Source organism: Acidovorax sp. 94 (assembly GCF_003634645.1).
Classification (GTDB): Bacteria; Pseudomonadota; Gammaproteobacteria; order Burkholderiales; family Burkholderiaceae_C; genus Acidovorax; species Acidovorax facilis.
The window spans coordinates 3,895,681-3,917,421 of sequence record NZ_RBJA01000001.1; the positions used below are offsets into that span (position 1 = coordinate 3,895,681).

18 protein-coding genes are annotated in these 21,741 nt (G+C 65.4%); 8 read left to right on the plus strand and 10 right to left on the minus strand.

The features are described 5' to 3' along the window. Positions 1–6 precede the first annotated feature (6 nt). From C8C94_RS17925 to C8C94_RS17945, 5 genes are all read right to left on the minus strand, one after another. Positions 7–1,713 carry an NAD(P)-binding protein gene (locus C8C94_RS17925; protein WP_121421669.1) on the minus strand — a complete coding sequence of 569 codons (1,707 nt, stop codon included), beginning with the start codon at positions 1,711–1,713 and terminating at the stop codon, positions 7–9. Positions 1,714–1,862: 149 nt separating this feature from the next. Next, positions 1,863–3,425, minus strand: coding sequence for a polyamine aminopropyltransferase (locus C8C94_RS17930; RefSeq protein WP_199731284.1), 1,563 nt, complete (start codon positions 3,423–3,425; stop codon positions 1,863–1,865). Between the two features lie 50 nt (positions 3,426–3,475). After that, a complete protein-coding gene (locus C8C94_RS17935) occupies positions 3,476–3,697 on the minus strand; it encodes a DUF350 domain-containing protein (RefSeq protein ID WP_055398038.1) in 222 nt (73 codons plus the stop codon). 98 nt (positions 3,698–3,795) lie between these two features. Beyond that, positions 3,796–5,286 (minus strand): DUF4178 domain-containing protein, encoded by a 1,491-nt coding sequence (locus tag C8C94_RS17940; protein WP_055398036.1) that lies wholly within the window; start codon positions 5,284–5,286, stop codon positions 3,796–3,798. Positions 5,287–5,390: 104 nt separating this feature from the next. After that, positions 5,391–6,443, minus strand: coding sequence for an SPFH domain-containing protein (locus C8C94_RS17945; protein ID WP_055398033.1), 1,053 nt, complete (start codon positions 6,441–6,443; stop codon positions 5,391–5,393). A gap of 280 nt (positions 6,444–6,723) precedes the next feature. Here C8C94_RS17945 and C8C94_RS17950 point away from each other — a divergent pair, with 280 nt between their 5' ends. After that, positions 6,724–6,990, plus strand: coding sequence for a DUF2061 domain-containing protein (locus C8C94_RS17950; protein ID WP_121421670.1), 267 nt, complete (start codon positions 6,724–6,726; stop codon positions 6,988–6,990). Positions 6,991–7,207: 217 nt separating this feature from the next. Here the strand turns inward: C8C94_RS17950 and C8C94_RS17955 are convergent, their stop codons facing one another. Together C8C94_RS17955 and C8C94_RS17960 are read right to left on the minus strand one after the other, a co-directional pair. Beyond that, positions 7,208–7,513: a flagellar basal body protein gene (locus C8C94_RS17955; protein WP_055398029.1), complete on the minus strand. Its 306-nt coding sequence runs from the start codon at positions 7,511–7,513 to the stop codon at positions 7,208–7,210. 67 nt (positions 7,514–7,580) lie between these two features. Next, the gene (locus tag C8C94_RS17960) at positions 7,581–8,531 is read right to left on the minus strand and encodes a LysR family transcriptional regulator (protein WP_055398026.1); all 951 of its coding nucleotides are present in this window, start codon (positions 8,529–8,531) and stop codon (positions 7,581–7,583) included. Positions 8,532–8,660: 129 nt separating this feature from the next. Between C8C94_RS17960 and C8C94_RS17965 the strand changes: the two genes are divergently transcribed. From C8C94_RS17965 to C8C94_RS25490, 6 genes are all read left to right on the plus strand, one after another. After that, complete coding sequence (locus C8C94_RS17965; protein ID WP_121421671.1) at positions 8,661–10,022, plus strand: aspartate aminotransferase family protein; 1,362 nt, start codon at positions 8,661–8,663, stop codon at positions 10,020–10,022. A gap of 138 nt (positions 10,023–10,160) precedes the next feature. Beyond that, positions 10,161–11,678 (plus strand): CoA-acylating methylmalonate-semialdehyde dehydrogenase, encoded by a 1,518-nt coding sequence (locus C8C94_RS17970; RefSeq protein WP_121421672.1) that lies wholly within the window; start codon positions 10,161–10,163, stop codon positions 11,676–11,678. A gap of 242 nt (positions 11,679–11,920) precedes the next feature. After that, positions 11,921–14,263: an NADP-dependent malic enzyme gene (locus C8C94_RS17975; RefSeq protein WP_121421673.1), complete on the plus strand. Its 2,343-nt coding sequence runs from the start codon at positions 11,921–11,923 to the stop codon at positions 14,261–14,263. Positions 14,264–14,417: 154 nt separating this feature from the next. Beyond that, on the plus strand, positions 14,418–14,825 hold the full coding sequence (locus C8C94_RS17980; protein ID WP_055398013.1) for a ribonuclease domain-containing protein: 408 nt from the start codon (positions 14,418–14,420) through the stop codon (positions 14,823–14,825). Between the two features lie 140 nt (positions 14,826–14,965). Beyond that, on the plus strand, positions 14,966–15,391 hold the full coding sequence (locus C8C94_RS17985) for a barstar family protein (protein WP_010464776.1): 426 nt from the start codon (positions 14,966–14,968) through the stop codon (positions 15,389–15,391). Next, positions 15,370–15,582 (plus strand): hypothetical protein, encoded by a 213-nt coding sequence (locus C8C94_RS25490; protein WP_147433275.1) that lies wholly within the window; start codon positions 15,370–15,372, stop codon positions 15,580–15,582. Before C8C94_RS17985 ends, C8C94_RS25490 begins: the two co-directional genes overlap by 22 nt. A 194-nt stretch (positions 15,583–15,776) precedes the next feature. Here C8C94_RS25490 and rsmA read toward each other — a convergent pair whose 3' ends face one another. The 3 genes from rsmA to C8C94_RS18000 are packed head-to-tail and all read right to left on the minus strand — an operon-like array spanning position 15,777 to position 20,401. Next, a complete protein-coding gene (rsmA, locus tag C8C94_RS17990) occupies positions 15,777–16,556 on the minus strand; it encodes a 16S rRNA (adenine(1518)-N(6)/adenine(1519)-N(6))-dimethyltransferase RsmA (protein WP_121421674.1) in 780 nt (259 codons plus the stop codon). Between the two features lie 30 nt (positions 16,557–16,586). Then, the gene (locus C8C94_RS17995; RefSeq protein WP_121421675.1) at positions 16,587–18,002 is read right to left on the minus strand and encodes a peptidylprolyl isomerase; all 1,416 of its coding nucleotides are present in this window, start codon (positions 18,000–18,002) and stop codon (positions 16,587–16,589) included. Positions 18,003–18,028: 26 nt separating this feature from the next. Then, on the minus strand, positions 18,029–20,401 hold the full coding sequence (locus C8C94_RS18000) for an LPS-assembly protein LptD (RefSeq protein WP_121422954.1): 2,373 nt from the start codon (positions 20,399–20,401) through the stop codon (positions 18,029–18,031). A 164-nt stretch (positions 20,402–20,565) separates the two neighbouring features. Between C8C94_RS18000 and C8C94_RS18005 the strand changes: the two genes are divergently transcribed. Then, positions 20,566–21,708 (plus strand): aminoglycoside phosphotransferase family protein, encoded by a 1,143-nt coding sequence (locus tag C8C94_RS18005; protein WP_121421676.1) that lies wholly within the window; start codon positions 20,566–20,568, stop codon positions 21,706–21,708. The last annotated feature ends 33 nt before the right edge of the window (positions 21,709–21,741 follow it).

Consider the following 21,741-nt stretch of genomic DNA (forward strand, 5'->3'; position numbering starts at 1 on the left):
CGGGGTTCAGCCTGCCGCCACCAGCCCGGCACCGTGCCCGCGCGTGAAGGCCTCTTCAAACACCGAATAGCCCGACCAGTCGCTGTGCGCAAACGCGAGCCGCGCCGTGGTGGGGGTGGGAATCCAGGGCGATTGCTCACCATTTGATAGCTGTTTGCGCTTACCTGATAAGCGCTGGAGGCCAATTTGGCTTAAAAAGCCCTGCATGCCAGGTACCGGGATGGCCATGGCGTGGCCGTAGCGGGTGATGTCCACGCGTGTGGCGCGCTGGCGCAGGTCGGGGTGGGGCACGGCCAGGGTGGCCAGCGCGGCCTCAGCCCATAGTTGCCAGGGCTGGGTGGCCAGCTGCTGGCGGCCGCCCTGCACATCGCCCAGCGCCTGGTAGTAGGTGAGCACGGTGGGCCCGGCCAGCGCGGCCCCTGTGTCCAGCCGCTGGTGCCCGGCGTTCACGTAGCCCAGGCCGCCGGCGGTGGGGTCGGCGTAGAGCACGTTGTCCCACGCGGGGGCAGCGCCGGGGCGGTCGGTGAGCGGGCTGTCGATGTGGATGTTGGCCACCAGCCAGGGGGCCGACTGCAGGCGCTGCGCAGCGCCGGTCAAAAAAGCGGGCGGGTTGTGCACCACCCGCGCCGCCACGAACACGGGCAGCGCCACGACGCAGCGCGGCGCCTGCCAGCGCTCCACGCTGTCAGTGGCATGGTTGAAGGCGTCCACCTCCACGCCGTGGCGGGTTTCGGCAATGCGCAGCACGCTGGTGGCGGTGCGCAGCTGGCCGCCCCCATTCACAGTGTTGGCAAGCGGCTCGGCCAGGCGCTGGGTGATCCAGCCGTTGCCTTCAGGCCAGGTGAGCACGCTTTCGCGCGCCTCATCCACCGCCTCGCCCGGCGCGTGAAAACCGTGGCGGCTGGCAAAGTAGTGGATGCCCGCCCAGGCCGACACGCGCGCCACGCCCGCGCCGTAGTCGTCGCGGCAGCAGTAGTTCAGGTACCAGAGCAGGTGCTCGTCATCCAGGCCCTCTTGCGCCAGCCAAGCACTGAAAGTCATGGCATCCAGCGCTTGATGGGCGGGCGCTAGAGGCTTTTTTGGCCCCAACAGCTTGAGCGCAGGCATGGCAAACCGCGCGGCCTTCGCCTCTCGCTCCACCGCCTGTGCAAAGCGGCGGTATTGGGCCAGCGTGGCTTCGCCCACACCGTGCACGGGCAGCAGGCCTTCTTGCCACTCGCCGTCAAAAAACAGGCGCTCCTGCGGGCTGTGGCACAGGTGGCGTTCGTCGTACTGCCAGCGGCCAGCCACGCGGCGGCGCAGGCCCAGCTCTTCCAGCAGATCCTGCACCTCGCGCGCATCGTCGCCGGGCACGGGCAGGTAGTGCGCGCCCAGCGGGCAGGCAATGCCGCTCACGGCCCCGCCCCGGCTGTTGCCGCCAGCACCGTCTTCCAGCTCCAGCAGCGCAAAGTCCTCCACCCCCGCCAGCCGCAGCGACCGCGCCGCAGCGAGCCCCGCCACGCCACCGCCCGCGATGATGACCTGGGCACGGCGGACTACGCTGGGGGCGGGCAAGGTGCCGGTCTTGAGCAGGTTGCGCAGCTGGTGGCCACGCGCCATGTCGATGCCGGTGAAGCCGCCTTCCAAGACGCGAGGGGCCTTGTCGCAACCCGGCAGGAGCATGCCCGTGGCGGCCGAGGCTGCAGCGGTGGCAAGGAAGTGGCGGCGTTGCATGGGAGGCTGACTCTGATTCAGCGTTGAAGGGCGCAGCGCTCGCAACCGGCACGCTCCGATGCCAGCGCACCCGTGGAACTGGCTCTGCCAGGCCACCGGGTGCGTCCCCCTGGGGGGAAGACGCGAAGCGGCTCAGGGGGGTGTCCCATCTAGTGCTTTCCCCATTCGCGTTCGTACGTGTGCACCAGCGCCTGGTTCGACAGCCGGTTCACCTCGGCAGGCACGCGCGCCATGTCGAGCGGAAAGTCGAACAACAGCGGCAGCGTGTCGGCACCCAAGAACCGCAAATCGGCTGGCAGTGCCTCCGGCAGGCGCCAGGGCCTGCGGCTGGCGATGATGAAACCCCATTCGCCAAAGCTGGGCACATGCGCGTGGTAGGGCGCCGTCTGCAGGCCGCTGGATTCGATGGTCTGCGCCACCGTCCAGTAGCTTTTGCGGGCCACCAGCGGGGAGGTGGTCTGCACCACCGCGTAGCCGCTGGCGGCCAGGCGCTTGTCCAGCAGCGCGTAAAAGCTGTTGGTGTAGAGCTTTCCGATGGAGAAATTGGTAGGGTCGGGAAAGTCCACCACGATGACATCAAACGCGTCCGATCCTTCCTGCAGCCAGCCAAATGCATCGGTGTTGACGATCTTCACCTTGGGGTTCTGCAGCGCGTGGCCGTTGAGCTGCGCGAGGCGTGGGTTCTCGCTGAAGATCTTCGTCATGGCCGGGTCCAGCTCCACCAGCGTCACGGACTCGACCGAGGGGTACTTGAGGATCTCGCGCACGGCCATGCCGTCGCCGCCGCCCAGCACCGCCACCTTCTTGGGCGCGCCGTGGGCGGCCATGGCGGGGTGCACCAGGGCCTCGTGGTAGCGGTACTCGTCGGCCTGCGCAAACTGCAGGTTGCCATTGAGGTACAGCCGGTGGCCCGCGCGCCCCTGCGTGACCACGATGCGCTGGTAGGGCGACGCAGTGCTGAAGACGATGCGGTCCTGGTAGAACTTGTCTTCGGCCACGCTGGTGATCTGCTCGGCCCCCGCCAGCGCGGCCAGCAAGATGCCCAGCACCATCACGCAGGCCGCCAGGTGCGCCTTCAGGCGCCGCAATTCGTGCCGGAACAGCCACACCGCCCACAGCGCCACGGCCGCATTCATCACCCCAAACAGCAGCCCCGTGCGGATGAGCCCCAGGTGCGGCACCAGGAGCAGCGGAAACGCCATCGACACCGCCAGCGCGCCCAGGTAGTCAAACGTGAGCACCTGCGAGACCAGGTCCTTGAGCGCCACGTTACGCTTCAAGATGCGCATGACCAGGGGGATCTCCAGCCCCACCAGCGTGCCCACCATCAACACCATGCCGTACAGCAGAAACCGGAAAGCGCCAGGCGTGTACGCATTGGCCAGGAACAGCGTGGCTGGCAAGGCTCCGCCAATCAGCGCCACCAGCAATTCGATGCGCAAGAAGTGCGCGGGCAGTTGCCGCTCGAAGTACCGCGACAGCCACGAGCCCACGCCCATGGCAAACAGGTAGGTGCCGATGATGGTGGAAAACTGCAGCACCGAGTCGCCCAGCACATACGACGCCAGCGCGCCCGCCGCCAGCTCGTACAGCAGGCCGCAGGCGGCCACCACGAACACGCTGATGAGCAGGGCGATTTCGATGGGGCGGGGGCCGGCGGTGGCGCCCGGGGCCTCGGACGGCGAGGCAGGAGAAGTCAGGTCGGATTGCAAGGCAGGTACCGGCGCGCCGCAGGCGCGCGCGCCGTTTCAGGCAAGGTGCGTCAGTGAATGGCCGCCGCCACGATGATGCTGATCCCCAGGCACATCGCCGCCACCACCATGGCCAGGGCCTTGTTTTGTTTCTCGACGATCTCGCGCCACAGGTCGTAGGGCGTGATCTTGTCCACGATGACAAAACACAGCCAGAAAATGACCACGCCAATCAGCGCGTACAGCATGGACCCGAGGAAGGCTGCGGGCCGGAGCCATTCGATTCCCATCATGGTGTGAACTCCTTGAAACGGTGGTGTGTAGGTGGTGGTGGGGTGGTGAAGACGGGGCTCATGGATCTGTCTGCAGGCAGGCGCCTTGGAGCGCCCGCCTACTTGTGGCTTCCGCCGGACGAGTATCCGCCGAACGAGCCGCCCGAGCTGCGGTAGCCGCTGCCCGATGACCCCGAACAATTGCTCAGGATGATCAGCAGGATGATGATGATGATCGCAATCAGGATGATGGTGCCGCAGCCCAGGCCCGACTTGGCGGTGAAGGGGCCGGGGTCGTCGCGCTGCAGTACATCGGCCTTGTCTTCGAGCTTGAAGGCCTTGGCCACGGTGTCGCTGGCCAGCTTGTCACCGGCGGACCAGGTGACTTCGTTCGGCGTCTGCTCCAGCGACAGCAGGCCCTTGGCGCTCGCAAAGTCGCGGTTGCTGGTTTTCTGGCCCCGCGTGACCTGCCAGTAGAACTCGCCCAGCACGTAGGTGGTTTCAGCCTCGTAGGTGTACTTGAGCTCGTATTTGGTGCCCATGTAGGTGGCGGTGCGACCGTTGGAGGAGAGCTGCGGCGCGCCGGTGGTGGGGCGCACCATGCTCCAGCCTTCTTCGGAATCGACCAGGAAGGCAAACCCGCGCTTCTGGTTGTAGAGCAGGTATTCGCTCCAGCCAAAGTGCTCGTCGTCGCCCGGCTCCACGCCCATGCGGTGCTGAAAACCCACCACCTGCCAGTGCACACCCTGCAGCTGGCCCTTGCTGCCCAGCGGAATGAGGGGCTGCACGGGCTCGTCCTGCTCGGCCGAGCGCAGTTCGCCGCCCACGCCGCTATCGAGGCTGATGATGCTGGCGCAGGAACCGCAGGTGATGCTTTTGGTGCCCGCCAGCTTCACCTGCACGGGCGCGCCGCAGTGCGGGCAGTTGAACTGGCGGCCTTTTTCGTCCTTGGCGGATTCGTCCTTGAGGCCCTGGAGCTGCAGGTCTTCCAGCAGTACCGACTTGCCGCGCTCCACGTTGGGCGGGGTGTGGCCGTAGTCGATGCTGACCACTTCACCGTCGGCGCTGCGCAGCTCGACCATGCCAAAGGGCTGGCCCAGCGGCGGCAGCTTGGGCAGCTCGCCCTGGGCAGAGATCAGCGATGCCTGGCCGGTGTAGGCCACGCTGTAGGGCTTGCCGTTGATGGCGGTGGTGGTGCCGATGCGAAAGCGCTCGGGCGCAGGCATTTCGCGGCCGGGGTCGATGGGGCGCGTGAAGACATAGGCACCGTTGTCCTCGCCCAGCGTGGCCAGGGTGCCGTCGTTCAGGAAGGCGGCCCATTCGGTCCAGACCCCTGCATCGCCTTTGTATTGCAGGCGACCCACCAGGGTGAAGGGCACATCCTTGCCGTCGAGCTGGATGCGCCCGCTGGCCATGAGCTGCAGGGGGCTGTGGTCGTCGAACAGCTCGGCCATCTTGCCCAGGCGCGTGAGCACGTCGCCGCTGCGCACAACGGTGCTCTGGCAGTAGCCGCAGACGGCGTGCGTGGACTGCGCGCTGCGGAATTCAACCGGCGCGCCGCAGCCCGGGCAGGGCGCGCGGTAGTAACGCTGTGTGGGGTCGGTGGCCATCGTGGGGCTGCTGCCTGCGCCGCGCTACACGGCTTTGAGGCCTTTTTGGCCTCTAGCGCTTATCCCTCCAGCGCAAACAGCTATATTTATGATAGCAACCGAGTTCAGACCAGCTTCTTGAGCAGCTCAGCCTTCTTGGCGTCGAACTCTTCCTGCGTGAGGATGCCCTTGGACTTGAGTTCGCCCAGCTTTTCCAGCGTTGCCATGACCTCTTCGGGCTTGACACCCACCGGGGTCGCAGCGGCCTGCGCTGCCGCAGCAGCAGCGGGAGCCACCGGGGTCTGCAGGCCCTGCTGCAGGTTTTGCGCCAGCACCTGGCCCAGCGCCACGCCCGCGCCGAGGCCCATCGCATCGCCCGCAATGCCGCCACCACCGCCACTGGCTTCGGCGAACTTGGGGATGGCCTGCGCCGTCTGGTACTGCATGAATTTGGCCATGTCGTTGCCCACCATGCCCATGCCGATCTTCTGGTCGAGGATCTTTTGCAGCTCTTCGGGCAGCGAGACGTTCTGCACCGTGAGAGATTCGATCAAGATGCCCAGCTTGGCAAAGATGGGCGCCAGTTCCTTGACCATCGCCTCCGCAAACATCACCTGGTTGGCCGCCAGGTCGAGGAACGGCAGGCCGCTGCCCGCAATGGCGTTGCTGATGTTCTGCAGCACCAGGCCGCGCAGCTGGCCTTCCAGGTCGGCCACGGGATACGACTCGCGCGTGCCCGAGATTTCGGTGTGGAAAGCCTTGGGGTCGGCAATGCGGAAGGCGTAGTTGCCGAACGCGCGCAGGCGCACGGCGCCAAAGTCCTTGTCGCGGATCGTGATGGGCTGGGGCGTGCCCCACTTCTGGTCGATCTGCTGGCGTGTGCTGAAGAAGTACACATCGCTCTTGAAGGGGGACTCGAAGAGCTTGTCCCAGTTCTTCAGGTACGTGAGCACCGGCAGCGTCTGCGTGGTGAGCTTGTAGGTGCCGGGACCAAACACGTCGGCCACCTGGCCTTCGTTGACGAAGATGGCCATCTGCGACTCGCGCACCACCAGCGTGCCGCCGTTCTGGATTTCCATGCCCGCCATGGGGAAGCGCCAAGCCAGCGTGCCGTCCCCCTCTTCGGTCCATTGAATGATGTCAATGAACTGTTTCTTGATGAAGTCCATGAGGGCCATGTGTGCTCCCAAAGCAAAAGAGGGGGTTGAAAAGAGCGGCCATCATAGCAACGGGGGCATGGCGCGGAGCGGCTTTTTTTGAGCCCCATCGGTGAACTGGTTCACGCGCTGAACCAGTTTGGTTGGCATGGCGCCGCCCGACCGGGATGCATGGCCGCTTGATAGTGGCTATCTCCGGCTTAGTGATGATCAATTAGCCAACGCTATTGAGAATTACTACCATTTCAACATCCCTGCTCACCACGGCAGGCCCTGATGAAGAAGTGAAAAGGAGTCCGCCATGTCCCACGTCCGCCGCGCTGCCCGCCAGAACAAAACCATGCTGATGAAAACTGGCAGCTACTACGTGATCCACATTTGCGTGGCCGCCCTGGTGGCCTATGCCGTCACGGGCAACCTGTGGGCCTCGCTCACGCTGAGCCTGCTGGAGCCCACGGTGCAGGCGGTCGCGTTCTTCTTCCATGAAAAGGCCTGGGACCGGGCTGCCCGGCGCGGCGCTGACGACGCCACACAGGCACCCAGCCCAGCCGCCTTGCAGGCCGTTTGAACCACCGTCTGAACCACCCGTACGAAGGAGCCCCCATGTATAGCATTCCCTTGCGCAGCCGCACCGCTACCGGCTTGGCCTTTCAACGCTGGCTCGTTCACCGGCTGGCCGGGCTGGTTGTAGCCAGCTGAGGTCGCCCGAGGCCACTCCAGCGCTGGCGCTGAAAACAACAATGCCCCGGCTGGCGGGGCATTGTGGGGAGCGCGGGAGAAACGACTCAGGCCTTTACGTCCAGCAGCGAACCCATCATTTCGTCTTGTGCCTTGATGGTCTGCAGATTGGCTTTGAAGGCGTAGGTGGCCGACATCTGCTCGACCGCCTCCTTCTCCAGCGCCACGCCCTCGGCCTCTTGCTGGCGCTGCACGGTGGCGCGCACGCCAGCGCTGTCGGCGGCCTCTTCCTGGGCCACCACTTGGCGGCGGTAGTTGGGGGTGTTCATGTTGGCCACGTTGTTGGCCGAGGCATCCAGCCGCAACTGCGCGGCCTGCAGGCCGGAACTGCCAATCGAAGAAATGGTTGCCATGGTGTGCCCCGCTCAAAAGCGCCAAAGAGTTGGCATTGTCTGCCTGCGCCGCGCTGCGGGCAAGTCATCAACCATGGGCCTCCAGTAGGCATTGTGCAAACGCCTGCGCCGCCCTCGGCGGTTGCGGCGACTTGCGCAGCACGCTCACAAACTGGCAGCGGTAGTGGAACTGCGCGGGCAGAACGGCCTGCATGAGCCCCTGGCGCTCGAAGCCTTCGGCGTAGTGGTCGGGCAGAAAACCCAGGTAGCGGCCTGAGAGGATCAGCGTGGCAATCGACTCCTGGTCGAACCCGGTGGCCTTGCGCGGCAGGCGGGTGCTGTGGCTCAGCTCCATGTTGGGCGAGTGGTAGCCCAGGCCCGCAAACTGGTAGGCGCGCAGGGATTCCCAGGTGAGCGCAGCATGGTCGGTGCCGTACAGCGGGTGGCGCGCGCCGCAGTACAGCAACATCGTTTCGGCGAACAGGTCGGCATAGACCAGGCTTTGCGACGTGCGGTGCGCCGGGATGATGCCAACGTGGAAGCTGCCGTCGATCAGCCCGCGCTCGATGGCCGGGATGGACGCCACGTGCATCTGCAGGCTGACTTCGGGCGCTTGGCTGGCAAAGAGCGCAATCGCATCGCCGATGTGCGCGGCCGGGTTGCTGGCGGTCTTGTCGAACACCGCCACCTCCAGCCGCCCGCCCATGCGGCGGTGGATGTCGTCGATGCTGCTGCGAAAGGCGTCCACGGCCGACAGCAGGCGCAGGGTCTCGTCGTACACGCGCTGCCCCTCGGCCGTGAGGGCAAAACCGGCCCGGCCCCGGCGGCACAAGGTGAGGCCCAGGCGGGTCTCCAGGTCCTTCATGTGGCGGCTGACGGTGCTGGTGCCGATGTTCAGCTCCAGCTCTGCGGCCGACATGCCGCCGCACTCGACCACGCTCTTGAACACCTGCAGCAGGCGCAGGTCCATGTCGCTGAGCTGGCCCAGTACGGCGCGGTGTTTGGGGGAAGGGTGGGGTGGAGGTGTTTTTACTTGCATAAACCGTCAAGTAAACATTGATATTGGAGTATTGGAGAGATTAACAGGCAGCGCAACAATGCCCTACGTCAAGCCCCAGACCGCTGGGGTTGTCTGCCTTTTGTCGCCGCCTTTGCACTGGAGAACCCCATGAGCTTCGTCAACATCGAAAAACCCGACGCAGGTGCCGAAGGCCCCCGCATGGACGCCGAGTGGCTGGACGCGCACTGGATGCCCTACACGGCCAACCGCCAGTTCAAGGCCAACCCTCGCATGATCGTGGAGGGCAGCGGCGCCTACTACACCGACGCGGACGGTCGCAAGATTTTTGATGGCCTCTCGGGCCTGTGGTGTGCGGGCCTGGGCCATGGCCGCCGCGAGATCGCCGAGGCCATTGGCAAGCAGGCGATGAAGCTGGACTACGCGCCCGCCTTCCAGTTCGGCCACCCCCTGTCGTTCGAGCTGGCCAATCGGGTCAAGGAACTGACGCCTGCGGGCCTGGACTATGTGTTCTTCACCGGCTCTGGCTCCGAGTCGGCCGACACCTCGCTGAAGATGGCACGCGCTTACTGGCGCAACAAGGGCCAGGCGAGCAAAACCCGCCTGATCGGCCGCGAAAAGGGCTACCACGGCGTGAACTTCGGCGGCATCTCGGTGGGCGGCATTGTTGCCAACCGCAAGATGTTCGGCCAGGGCATTGAAGCCGACCACCTGCCCCACACCCAGCCACCCGCTGGCTCGTTCCACAAAGGCATGCCGCCCACGGGCAAAGAGCTGGCCGACCGCCTGCTGGACGTGATTGCGCTGCACGACGCATCGAACATTGCCGCCGTGATCGTGGAACCTTTCTCGGGCTCGGCCGGCGTGGTGATCCCGCCCGTGGGCTACCTGCAGCGCCTGCGCGAGATCTGCACGCAGAACAACATCCTGCTGATTTTTGACGAAGTGATCAGCGGCTTTGGCCGCAGCGGCGCCTGGACCGGGGCCGAAGCCTTTGGCGTGACGCCCGACATCCTGAACTTTGCCAAACAAGTGACCAACGGCGCGCAACCGCTGGGCGGCGTGGTGGCCACCAAGGAGATCTACGACACCTTCATGGCGGCGGGCGGCCCGGAGTACATGCTGGAGTTCGCGCACGGCTATACGTACTCGGCCCACCCCGTGGCCTGCGCGGCGGGCATTGCGGCGCTCGACATCCTGCAGAAGGAAGACATGATCGGCCGCGTGAACGCGCTGGCGCCGTACTTCGAGCAAGCCGTGCACAGCTTGAAGGGCGCCAAGCATGTGGCTGACATCCGCAACTTTGGGCTGGCTGCTGGCTTCACCATTGCCGCGCTGCCGGGCGAGCCGGCCCGCCGCCCCTATGAAATTGCGATGAACTGCTGGAAGAAGGGCTTTTACGTGCGTTACGGTGGCGACACTATCCAGCTGGCGCCGCCCTTCATCAGCGAGAAGGCCGAAATCGACCGCCTGATCAACGCACTGGGCGATGCCCTGGCTGAAACGGCGTGATGACACACTCCGGCCCGTGCACGGCGGCCGCTGGCTTGGCGCGCGCCGTTTCATCCGCCAGCGGGAATACTCCTGATTCAATAGCTGCTAGCGCTTTCTAGATAAGCGCTAGCGGCACTTTTTACCTATATTTTTGCCATGAACCACGACAAGAACGTCACCACCACCGTCGGCCACCTGATCGACGGCAAGATCGTTGCGGACACGGCGCGCACGCAGCCGGTGTTCAACCCCGCCACGGGCCAGTCGACCACCAGCGTGGCGCTGGCCAGCAAGGCTACTGTGGAGGCCGCCATCGCTTCAGCCGAAGCCGCCTTCCCCGCCTGGCGCAACACGCCGCCCCTGAAGCGCGCCCGCGTGATGAGCAAGCTGAAAGTCCTGCTCGAAGAAAACGCCGACAAGATTGCCGCCCTGATCACCGCCGAACACGGCAAGGTGCTGGCCGATGCACACGGTGAGCTGCAGCGTGGCATTGAAAACGTCGAATACGCGAGCTACGCGCCCGAGCTGCTCAAGGGCGAGCACAGCCGCAACGTGGGCCCCAGCATCGACTCGTGGAGTGAGTTCCAGGCGCTGGGCGTCACCGCAGGCATCACGCCCTTCAACTTCCCGGCCATGGTGCCGCTGTGGATGTGGCCCATGGCCGTGGCCTGCGGCAACACCTTTGTGCTCAAGCCCTCGGAGCGTGATCCGAGCAGCACGCTGTTCATCGCCCAGCTCGCGCTGGAAGCGGGCCTGCCGCCCGGCGTGCTCAACGTGGTCAACGGCGACAAGCTGGCCGTCGATACGCTGCTGCAAGACCCTCGCGTGAAAGCCGTGAGCTTTGTGGGTTCGACCCCGATCGCTGAATACATCTACGCCGAAGGCTGCAAACACGGCAAGCGCGTGCAGGCCCTGGGCGGCGCCAAGAACCACGCCGTGCTCATGCCCGACGCGGACGTGGACAACGCCGTGAGCGCCCTGATGGGCGCGGCCTACGGATCGTGCGGCGAGCGCTGCATGGCCATCCCGCTGCTGGTGGCCGTGGGCGACGAAGTGGGCGACGCCGTGATCGCGGGCCTGAAGACCGAGATCGCCAAGATGAAGGTCGGCCCAGGCACCGACAACAGCAACGACATGGGCCCGCTGGTCACGAAGCCGCACTTCGAGAAGGTGAAGGGCTATGTGGACCAGGGCGTGGCGGAAGGCGCCACGCTGGTGGTCGATGGCCGGGGCGTTCAGGTGGCGGGCCATGAGGAAGGCTACTTTTTGGGGGCGTGCCTGTTCGACAACGTCAAGCCCGGCATGAAGATCTACCAGGAAGAGATCTTCGGCCCCGTGCTCGGTGTGGTGCGCGTGAAGACCCTGCAGGAAGCCATGCAGCTCATCAACGACCACGAGTACGGCAACGGCACCTGCATCTTCACGCGCGACGGCGAGGCCGCCCGCTACTTCACCGACCACATCCAGGTGGGCATGGTGGGCGTGAACGTGCCCCTGCCCGTGCCGGTGGCTTACCACTCGTTCGGCGGCTGGAAGCGTTCGCTGTTCGGCGACCTGCACGCCTACGGCCCCGACGCCATGCGCTTCTACACCAAGCGCAAGACCATCACCCAGCGCTGGCCCAGCGCCGGTGTGCGCGAGGGCGCGGTGTTCAGCTTTCCGAGCAGCCGCTGAGCAGGCACCCCGTCGCCTCCATCTGCCAGCGCCCCGAAGCCCCAGAGGTCTCGGGGCGTTTTTGCTGGGGCAGGATTGCTGCGGCACAGGTCATCACTGATGTACCCATATAAGCAGATTCGCTTACTAGGGTTTTTACCGTCTCCGCCCTACAATCGCAGACCCTTACAAAGCTGACAACCGCTGCGGAGTCTCTGCGGCATGGTTTTTTGCACCCATCCTGACTGAGTTGGAGACACTGAATGCCCGAGAACACCACGGCCCAGAACAACAACGATTCCGACAAGCGCGCCCAGTTGCGCCGTGCCGCTCTCGAGTACCACGAGTTTCCCAAGCCCGGCAAGATCGCCATTGCCGCCACCAAGCAGATGGTCAACCAGCATGACCTGGCGCTGGCCTACTCGCCCGGTGTGGCCGCACCTTGCGAAGAAATCGTCAAGGACCCGGCCAATGCCTTCCGCTACACCTCGCGCGGCAACCTGGTGGCCGTCATCACCAACGGCACCGCCGTGCTGGGCCTGGGCGACATCGGCGCGCTGGCCTCCAAGCCTGTGATGGAAGGCAAGGGCGTTCTGTTCAAGAAATTCGCCGGCGTGGATGTGTTCGACATCGAGATCGACGAAAAAGACCCCCAGAAGCTGGTGGAAGTGATCGCCGCGCTGGAGCCGACCTTCGGCGCCATCAACCTCGAAGACATAAAGGCCCCTGACTGCTTCTACGTGGAGCGCGAGCTGCGCAAGCGCATGAAGATCCCGGTCTTCCACGACGACCAGCACGGCACGGCCATCACGGTGGCGGCGGCCATCGTGAATGCGCTGAAGGTGGCGGGCAAGAAGATCGAGGAGGTGAAGCTGGTCACCAGCGGCGCGGGTGCAGCGGCGCTGGCCTGCCTGAACCTGTTGCTCAAGGTGGGTGTGCAGCGCAAGAACGTGTTTGTCACCGACCTGGCTGGTGTGGTCTACGAGGGCCGCGAAGAGCTGATGGACGACGACAAGCGCCAGTTCATGCAAAAGACCGACGCGCGCAAGCTGGCCGAGGTGATGGTGGGCGCGGACGTGTTCCTGGGCCTGTCGGCGGGCAACGTGCTCAAGCCCGAGATGGTGGCCACCATGGCCGAGCGCCCGGTGATCTTCGCGCTGGCCAACCCTAACCCCGAAATCACGCCCGAGCTGGCGCACAGCGTGCGCAGCGACATCATCATGGCCACGGGGCGTTCGGACTACCCGAACCAGGTCAACAACGTCCTGTGCTTCCCGTATATCTTCCGCGGCGCACTCGACTGCGGCGCCACCACCATCACCGATGAGATGGAAATCGCGGCCGTGCACGCCATCGCCGAGCTGGCCCAGGCCGAGCAGAGCGAAGTGGTGGCCGCCGCCTATGTGGGCGAGAAGCTGTCGTTCGGCCCCGAATACCTGATTCCCAAGCCGTTCGACCCGCGCCTGATGATGAAAATTGCGCCGGCCGTGGCCCAGGCCGCCATGGACAGCGGCGTAGCCCAGCGCCCCATCGCCGACATGGACGCATACCGCGACCGGCTGCAGACCTTTGTCTACGCCTCCGGCACGACGATGAAACCCATCTTCGACGCCGCCCGCACTGCCGCCAAGAAGCGCGTGGCCTACGCCGAGGGTGAGGAAGAACGCGTGTTGCGCGCCGCGCAGATCGTGGTGGACGAAAAGGTGGCCCGCCCGACGCTGATCGGCCGCCCCGCCATCATTGCCCAGCGCATCGAAAAGTTTGGCCTGCGCCTGAAGGAAGGCGTGGACTACGACGTGGTCAACACCGACTTCGACCACCGCTACCGCGACTTCTGGCAGACCTACCACCGCATGACCGAGCGCAAGGGCATCACCCAGCAGGTCGCCAAGATCGAAATGCGCCGGCGCCTCACGCTCATCGGCGCCATGATGCTGCACAAGGGCGAGGTGGACGGCCTGATCTGCGGCACCTGGGGCACCACGGCCAACCACCTGCTCTACATCGACCAGGTGATCGGCAAACACGCCGGCGGCGCCGACAGCACTGCGCAGGATGTGCCGGTATACGCCTGCATGAATGGCCTCATGCTGCCCGGGCGCCAGGTGTTCCTGGTGGACACCCACGTCAACTACGACCCAACCCCCCAGGAGCTGGCCGAGATCACCGCCCTGGCTGCCGAGGAAATGATGCGCTTTGGCGTCAAGCCCAAGGCCGCGCTGCTGTCGCACTCCAACTTCGGCACCAGCAACCACCCCAGCGCCGTCAAAATGCGCCAGACGCTCGAACTGCTGCGCCAGCAAGCCCCCTGGCTGGAAGTGGACGGTGAAATGCATGGCGACGTGGCGCTGGACGGCAAGGCCCGTGCGGCCCTCATGCCCAGCAGCGAACTGACGGGTGACGCCAACCTGCTGGTGTTCCCCAACATCGACGCCGCCAACATCGCCTACAACCTGCTCAAGACCGCCGCAGGCGGCGGCATCGCCATCGGCCCCGTGCTGCTGGGTGCGGCCAAGCCGGTCCACATCCTGACGCCCAGCGCCACCGTGCGCCGCATTGTGAACATGACAGCACTTACCGTGGCCGATGCCAACGTGTCAAGATAAGCCAAAAATTGATAGCAAGCGCTAACTTAAAGAGCTTGTTTTTCCCTTCAGCGTCTGCCCAATCTTTGTGCAGACGCTTGCTTTTTGGGGGCCGTTGAGCGACACTAGCGGCTCGAAATTTCGGGTTAACCCGTAGTTTCTGAAAGGTTCGTTGATGCTGAAGGCTGTAGCCACCCGGGCGCGCAAAGCAGGGTTTTTGTGTGTTTTGGGTGTTGCGTTCGTGTTGTCCCCGGTAGCGGGGCATGCCCGGAACTCCCCGTCCACCGACGGCTCCATCCCCCCTATCGCATTGGCCGAGTTGCCGCCCCAAGGGCGGGCGACGTATGCGCTGATCCGTGAAGGAGGGCCCTTTCCGTATGACAAGGACGGAACAGTTTTTGGCAATCGCGAGCGGCTGTTGCCCGCCCACAAGCGGGGCTACTACCGTGAGTACACCGTCAGAACACCAGGATCGCGCAACCGGGGAGCCCGGCGCATTGTGTGTGGCGGCAAGCCCCGGGTTCCGGACGCCTGCTACTACACCAGCGATCACTACGCCAGTTTTCGCGAGATCGTCGAGTGACCCCCGTTGCGCTGCACGCAGGCCAGAGATACGCTGGCAGCGGTAAGCGCGCCCCCTTGAATCCCCCACCCGCAGGCTGCATCCCGCAGCCCTGCGAAATGCCAGAAGTTTGTGGACTTTAAAAAGAAAGAGTAGCGGAGATGCAGACGCCACTTCGTAAAGACCTGGAAACGCCACTGCGTGGCGTGCGCACCAACATCGTGCAGTCCATTCGCGCTTTCCGCGTGCAGGACCTGCAGGATGCGGCCACCTCCATGGGTCACCATTTCTTGTACGCCAACCTGGCCCACGCACAGTCCAAGCAGGATGTGCTGGACCTGATTGCCGGGCAATTCACCTTCCCGTCGCACTTCGGCAAGAACTTTGATGCGTTGTACGACTGCATGACGGATCCCTTGCATAAATCGGGCCCGCAGCCTGGTTTCATCGTGGTGCTGGAGCAGATCCCCGCCACGGGCAAGTTCGACAAGGAAGCGCGTGAACAACTGCTCGATATCTTCCGCGACGCCGCCGACTACTGGGGCGACCGCAAGATACCGTTCCGGTGTTTCTATTCTTTTCTGTAGCCCGTTCTGCATCCACCAGCCAAGCAGAACGGGCGAACGAGGCTACCGGCACCCAACAAGGTGTCGAGGGCATAGAAATCGGCACGGATTCCGCCGAAAAAATGCCGACCGACAAGCTTGTCGATGTCTCCCCGATGGCGCTGCGCATGAGCAGCCCTTTCAACGCGGGTTACTGGCTGAGCGCGGCGTAACAGAGACATCCCCCTGAGGCGCTTTGCGCCTTCCCCCTTCTCTCGAATTGCTGCGCAATTCGGGAAGGTGGACGATGCCCTCGCGGCGGGGCGGCCCTTGCTTGGCATCTCTCGCCTGGGGCGCGCCAGTTGTTGACGCTTTGCAGCCAAATCAGGCACTAGCGCTTATGCATCAAGCGCTAGCAGCTATTGATTTATGAGCATTCCTGCGCCAGAGCGACAAACTCGCTCACCGGCACTTCCTCGGCGCGGCGCTGGGTGTCGAAGGTGCCGGCGAACTGGCGCGCTTCGAGCCAGCGGCCCAAGGTGTGGCGCAGCAGCTTGCGGCGCTGGCTGAAGGCGACCTGCACCAGTTCTTCCAGCAGGGGCACCGACAAAGGCGCAGGCTCTGCGTGCGGCACCATGCGGACCACGGCGCTGTCCACGCGTGGGGGTGGGTCAAAGCTCTCAGGCGGCACGAACAGCACGTTTTCCATGGCGTAGCGCCACTGCAGCATGACTGACAGGCGCCCATAGTCGCTGGTGGCGGGCTCGGCCACCATGCGGTCGATCACTTCCTTTTGCAGCATGAAGTGCTGGTCTTCGATGACCTGCACATGGTCCAGCAAGTGGAACAGGATGGGCGTGGAGATGTTGTAGGGCAGGTTGCCCACCACGCGCAGCTTGAGGTCGGGCAACGCGGCTTTCTCGCGCATCGCCAGTGCCAGCGCGGTGAAGTCCACCTTGAGCACGTCGGACTCGATCACTTCCAGCTGGCCGTGCAGACGCAGGCGCAAGGCCAGATCGCGGTCCAGCTCGATGACCGTGAGGCGCCCCAGGCGCTCGACCAGGGGCTGGGTCAGCGCCGCGAGGCCCGGCCCGATCTCAACCATGGGCTGGCCCGGATGGGGTGCAATGGCCTGCACGATATCTTCGATGATGCCCTTGTCGGACAGAAAATGCTGTCCGAAGCGCTTGCGGGGGATGTGTTTCAACGCGTGCTTACCTGTCTGATCATCGATCGGTCACTGCGGTGGGTCGCGGTATTCGACATACGCGCGTCCGCGCAGCTCCTGCGCCCAGGTGGCGTAGGCCTCGTCCAGTTTCTTCTCGCGCACGGTGTCGCGCGCCATGTCGCGCTGCTCGCGCTGGGTGAGTTTGGCCTCGCGGCGCTCCAGCAGCTGGATCAGGTGCACGCCGAAACGCGAAACCACGGGTTCGCTGATGTCGCCGGGCTTGAGGGCGTTCAGGGCCTGCTCGAACTCAGGCACATAGCGGCCGGGGGTGGCCCAGCCCAAGTCGCCACCTTCCTTGGAGCTACCGTCCTGCGAGTGCTCACGGGCCAGCGCCGCAAAATCGGCCTGCCCCATCTGCACACGGCGGCGGTAGTCGGCCAGGCGAGCGGCGGCGGCGCTTTCGGAAAGTTGCGGCCCCGTGCGCAGCAGGATGTGGCGGGCATGGTTTTGCACCACCGTGGTGGGCACGCCAGCCGTGACTCGCTCGATCACCTTGAGCACGTGGAAGCCCGCTGGCGAGCGCACGGGCCCGACGATGCTGCCCACAGGCAGGCCCAGCGTGGAGTTCACAAACAGCTCGGGATACCGGTCGGCCGGGCGCATGCCCAGCTGGCCGCCCGCGCGCTGTCCCTCTGGCGCATCCGAAAACTCGCGGGCCACGGCCGCAAAGTCTTCCCCCGCGCGCACCTTGTCGGCCGCGCGCTGGGCGCGTGCCTGGCGCTCGGCCACCTGCACGGGGCTCGCGTTCTCGGGCACCAGCACCAGCACATGGCCCAGGTTGATCTCCATCGAAGCGACGTCGTTGCCCTTTTGCTGCTCGCGCAGGTACTGGTCGATGTCCAGGTCGGTGACTTTCACGCGCGCCTCCACCTCGCGCTCGCGCAGGCGCTGCAGCAGCAACTGGTTGCGCAATTCCTCGCGGAAGCGCTCCTTGCCCATGCCGTCCCGCGCCAGGCGGCGGTAGAGGTCATCGACCGACATGTTGTTCTGGCGGGCCACGCCCTGTTCGGCCTGCGACACGGCGTAGTCATCCACCTTGAGGCCCGATTCCTTGGCTTGCTGCAGCTGTGCGCGCTCCAGGATGAGGCGCTCCAGCACCTCGCGCGCCAGCAGCTCCCGGGGCGGCATGGCACCCCCTTGCTGGGCCAGCTGGGCTTCGGCGCGGGCCAGGCGCGCGCGGACCTCGTTGTTGGTCACGGGCTCGGAATTGACCACGGCGACAATGAAATCCGCCTGCCGGGGTGCCGAGCTGCTGCTACCACTCGCCGTTTCTGCAGGCAGCGTGATCGATGGTGCGGCCGCCGGGCGCGCCGTCAGCCCTTTGCCCGACGGTGCGCCGGAAGGGCGCAGCCCTTGGGCCAGGACGCCCTGGGAGAGCAGGGAAGCCAGGGTGGCAATGGCCAGTGCAATGACACGGTGATTCATGGCGTTAAGCGTAGGAGCGTTGGGCGTTAGTCGTAGTTGCTGAAACGGCTGGGCGTTGTGACCTGCTCGCGCAGGTTCTGGTAACGCGGCACATTCTGCTTGAAGGTGTCCAGGGGGCTGGAGCCCAGGCTCAGGCGCGAGAAGCCGACGAACTCGATCTGGAACAACAGGCGGGTGTTGGAGGTGGTCACGCTGCTTTGCAGGCGCTCCAGCACCACACGGCCAATCCAGCAGCAGCTGTCGTACTCCAGTCCCACCACGGTGTCCACCAGCTTGCGGTCCTGCAGGCTGTAGTTCAGACGGCCTACGCTGTACCAGCGCCCGCCGCCCTGCCCTCTGCCCGCGCCCAGGTCCTTGCCCTTGTCGCCCCACAGGTCGTTCAGCGGCCACTGCCAGCCGATGTCGATCTGTTCGCTGGTGCCGCGCTGCAGGCGGTAAGCCGCGCTCACGGTGCGGTAATTGCCGGGGCTGTAGCGCGCGCCGATGGTCGAGCGGATGGAGCGGCCCGTCTTGGGGTTGTACTGCACGGTGGAGTCAAAGCCCCACTGGGGCGTCCAGCTGATGCCCGCGCCCAGCAACAGGTCCGACAGGCGCTCGCTCACGGGGGTACCGCCGGGCAAGGTGACCTTCTGGTCCGAGAACCGCAGCCGCTGGGCAATGCCAAAGCGTGCGGCCTCGGCGCCCGTGTTCGGGTCCAGCAGCCGGGTGGTCACGCCCAGTGTGAGCAGGTTGTTGTCGGCCAGCCGGTCGTTACCCCCGAAAGCGTTCTCGGTGTAGATGGTGGCGAAGTTGAAATCATTGGCCGCCGTGTCGTACACGGGCAGCATGCTCTGGTCGCGGTAGGGCGTGTAGGTGTAGAACGCGCGCGGCTCCAGCGTCTGCAAAAAGGCGCGGCCAAAGTAGGCGGCATCGCGTTCGAACACCAGCCCGCTGTCCAGGCTGAAGGTGGGCAGGGTGCGGTTGGCTGAACGCTGCCCGTTGGACAGCGCCGAGTCAAACTGGTACTGCGTGGCGTGCAATTGCAGGCGCGGGGTCACGAAGCCGCCCGGCGCCAGAAACGGCCGGCTGATCTGCGCCATCGCATAGCTGCGGTTGGCATTGGGCTGGCCTGTCAGCTCGCGGGCGGCCTGGAAGCGGGTGGTGTCCAGCTCCACGCTGGCATCGAGCCCGCCACCCAGCTGCGACGGTGCATAGCGCCACTGCAACTGGGGCAGCCGGTCATACGGCGGCACGATGGGCGAGGTCACGTCCTGCAATGTCTGCCACTTGAGGGTGCGCACGCTGGCGGACATGTCATTGCGCGCCCACGACAGCGTGGCGTCGCCCGGCAGCAGGCGCTGGCGCAGCAGGTCGGACGCCCGGCCAAAGTCGCGCCAGTAGTTGTCATCGCTCACGCGATTGACGTTCAGATTGAGCCCCAGCCCGCCGATGGCGGTGTCAAAGGCGCCCTGGTGCTGGCCCGAAAAGCTCCAGCGCATGCGGTCGCGCAGGCGGTCGGTGGGCATGACATCGGCGCTGATCTGGCCGGTGTAGCTGGGCTCCAGGTAGCGGAACTCGCCCCCTAGATTGGCGCCACGCTTGGTCATGAGCGCGGCGCGCAGCGTGGCGTCGCGGTTGGGTGCGATGTTCCAGTAGTAGGGCTGGATGTACGCCACCCCGTCGCGGCTGTCCAGCCCGATGGTGGGCGGCAGCAGGCCGGACTTGCGCTTGTCCGACAGCGGGAAGGTGATGTACGGAATGGGCAGCACAGAGACGCCCTTGAACTCCAGCACCGCGTCTTCGGCGGTGCCGACCTCTTCCTCGTTGTCGATGCGAATGGTGGCGGCGCGCAGCACCCAGTCGGGCTGCCAGCTTTCTTCATTGCCGCGCTCGCAGGTGGTGTAGGTGGCGTTGTGCACCACGGCACGGTCGCGGTCGATGAAATCCACGCGCGTGGCGTCGCCGTGCGCCTGGGTGGCCAAAAATCGGTAGCGCGCGTCGCTGAAGAAACCCTCAAAAGCATCCACCCGCAGCTCCAGCGCCGTGCCTTCGTACACGTTGCCCGCGCGGTTGATGCGCACCTTGCCGTTGGCCTTGGCCAGGTCTTCGGGCACGTTGTAGTCCAGGCGGTCGGCACGGATCACGGTGTCGCCCCGGCGCAATTCGGCATTGCCTTCGATGACGGCGTTCAGGTCGGTCTGGCCGCTGATCCGGTCCCCCGTCACAAAAACGGGGAGCTGGGGCCGGACCGCCTCGGGAATCTTTTCCTGAAGCAGGGGCGAGGTGCGCAGCGCAGGAGGTGCATCCCAGGCGCTGGCAGGCGGGTCGGCGTCAGGCGCCTGCGCCAGCACAGAGAGCGGCAGACCGCACCAGGCCAGCGCCACGCCATAAGCCAGGGCCCGGGGTACGGGAGCGCGCAGCCGCTCGGGCTTCGCCTTGGCGGGCCGGGGCCGGAGGGAGGATGTCTGCACGGTGGGGGGCTTGCAGCGTGGCACGTGGGGCGGTGGGCAGGGGCGGATCAAAGAAGGAGGAACCCGCCCACCTCAGAGCCTGGGGGGAGCGGGTTTGTAAAATCGGATTATCCATGAGCCACCCATCTTCCCCTTCTCCCGCCTGCCCGCCCCCGGGCACGGCCGTGGCAACCCCCGCAACTTCCACCGTGGCCTGGCCCGATGCGGCCCGCCAGACAGCCTTCGAGGCCTGGCTGGCGCCCCTGGTGGGCCCGCACCAGCTACTGCCCGCCACGCTGCGCCCCGCCTCGGCGGACGCGAGCTTTCGGCGCTACCTGCGCATCGACAGCGCCATGGGCTGCAGCCGCATCGTGATGGATGCGCCGCCGGACAAGGAAAACTGCAAGCCCTTCGTGCAGGTGCAGGGCCTGATGGCCGCCGCCGGTTTAAACGTGCCCGAGATCCTTGCGTACGATGAACCGACCGGCTTCATGCTGCTGTCCGACCTGGGCCACCAGACGCTGATTGAGCTGCTGAACCCCGAAAAGCCCCAGGACGCCTACGCTTGGTACCAGCAGGCCACCGACGTGCTGCTGGACTGGCAAAAAGCCTCCCAGCCGGGCGTGCTGCCGGCCTATGACGAGGCGCTGCTGCGCCGCGAACTGGCGCTGTTCCCCGACTGGTACCTGGCCAGGCACCGCAGCGTCACGCTGGACGACAAGCAGCAGGCCACGCTGGCCAGCGCCTTTGATGCCATCGTCGCCCACAACCTGGCCGCCCCCCAGGTCTATGTGCACCGCGATTTCATGACCCGGAACCTGATGGCCCCCACCGAACAGGGCGCGCCCCTGGGGGTGCTGGACTTCCAGGACGCCGTCTACGGCCCTATCACCTACGACATTGCCAGCCTGCTGCGCGATGCGTTCATCAGCTGGGAAGAGGAATTTGTCATCGACATTACGGTGCGTTACTGGGAGAAGGCGCGCAAGGCCGGACTGCTGGGGGCCCGCAGCGCCAGCGGCTGGGGCGATGACTTCGGCGAGTTCTACCGTGCCGTGGAATGGATGGGCCTGCAGCGCCACCTCAAGGTCGCCGGCATCTTTGCGCGCCTGACCCTGCGCGACGGCAAGCCCAAGTACCTGGCCGATGCGCCGCGTTTCATGGCCTACATCCGCGCCACGGCCAACCGCTACCGGCAGCTGGGGCCGCTGCTCAAGATGCTCGACCAGATCGAAGGTACCGAGCCGGTGGTGGGCTTTGCCTACGGCCGGATGTAGCGGCGCGACTGGGCGCACACAGTAAAACAGAAT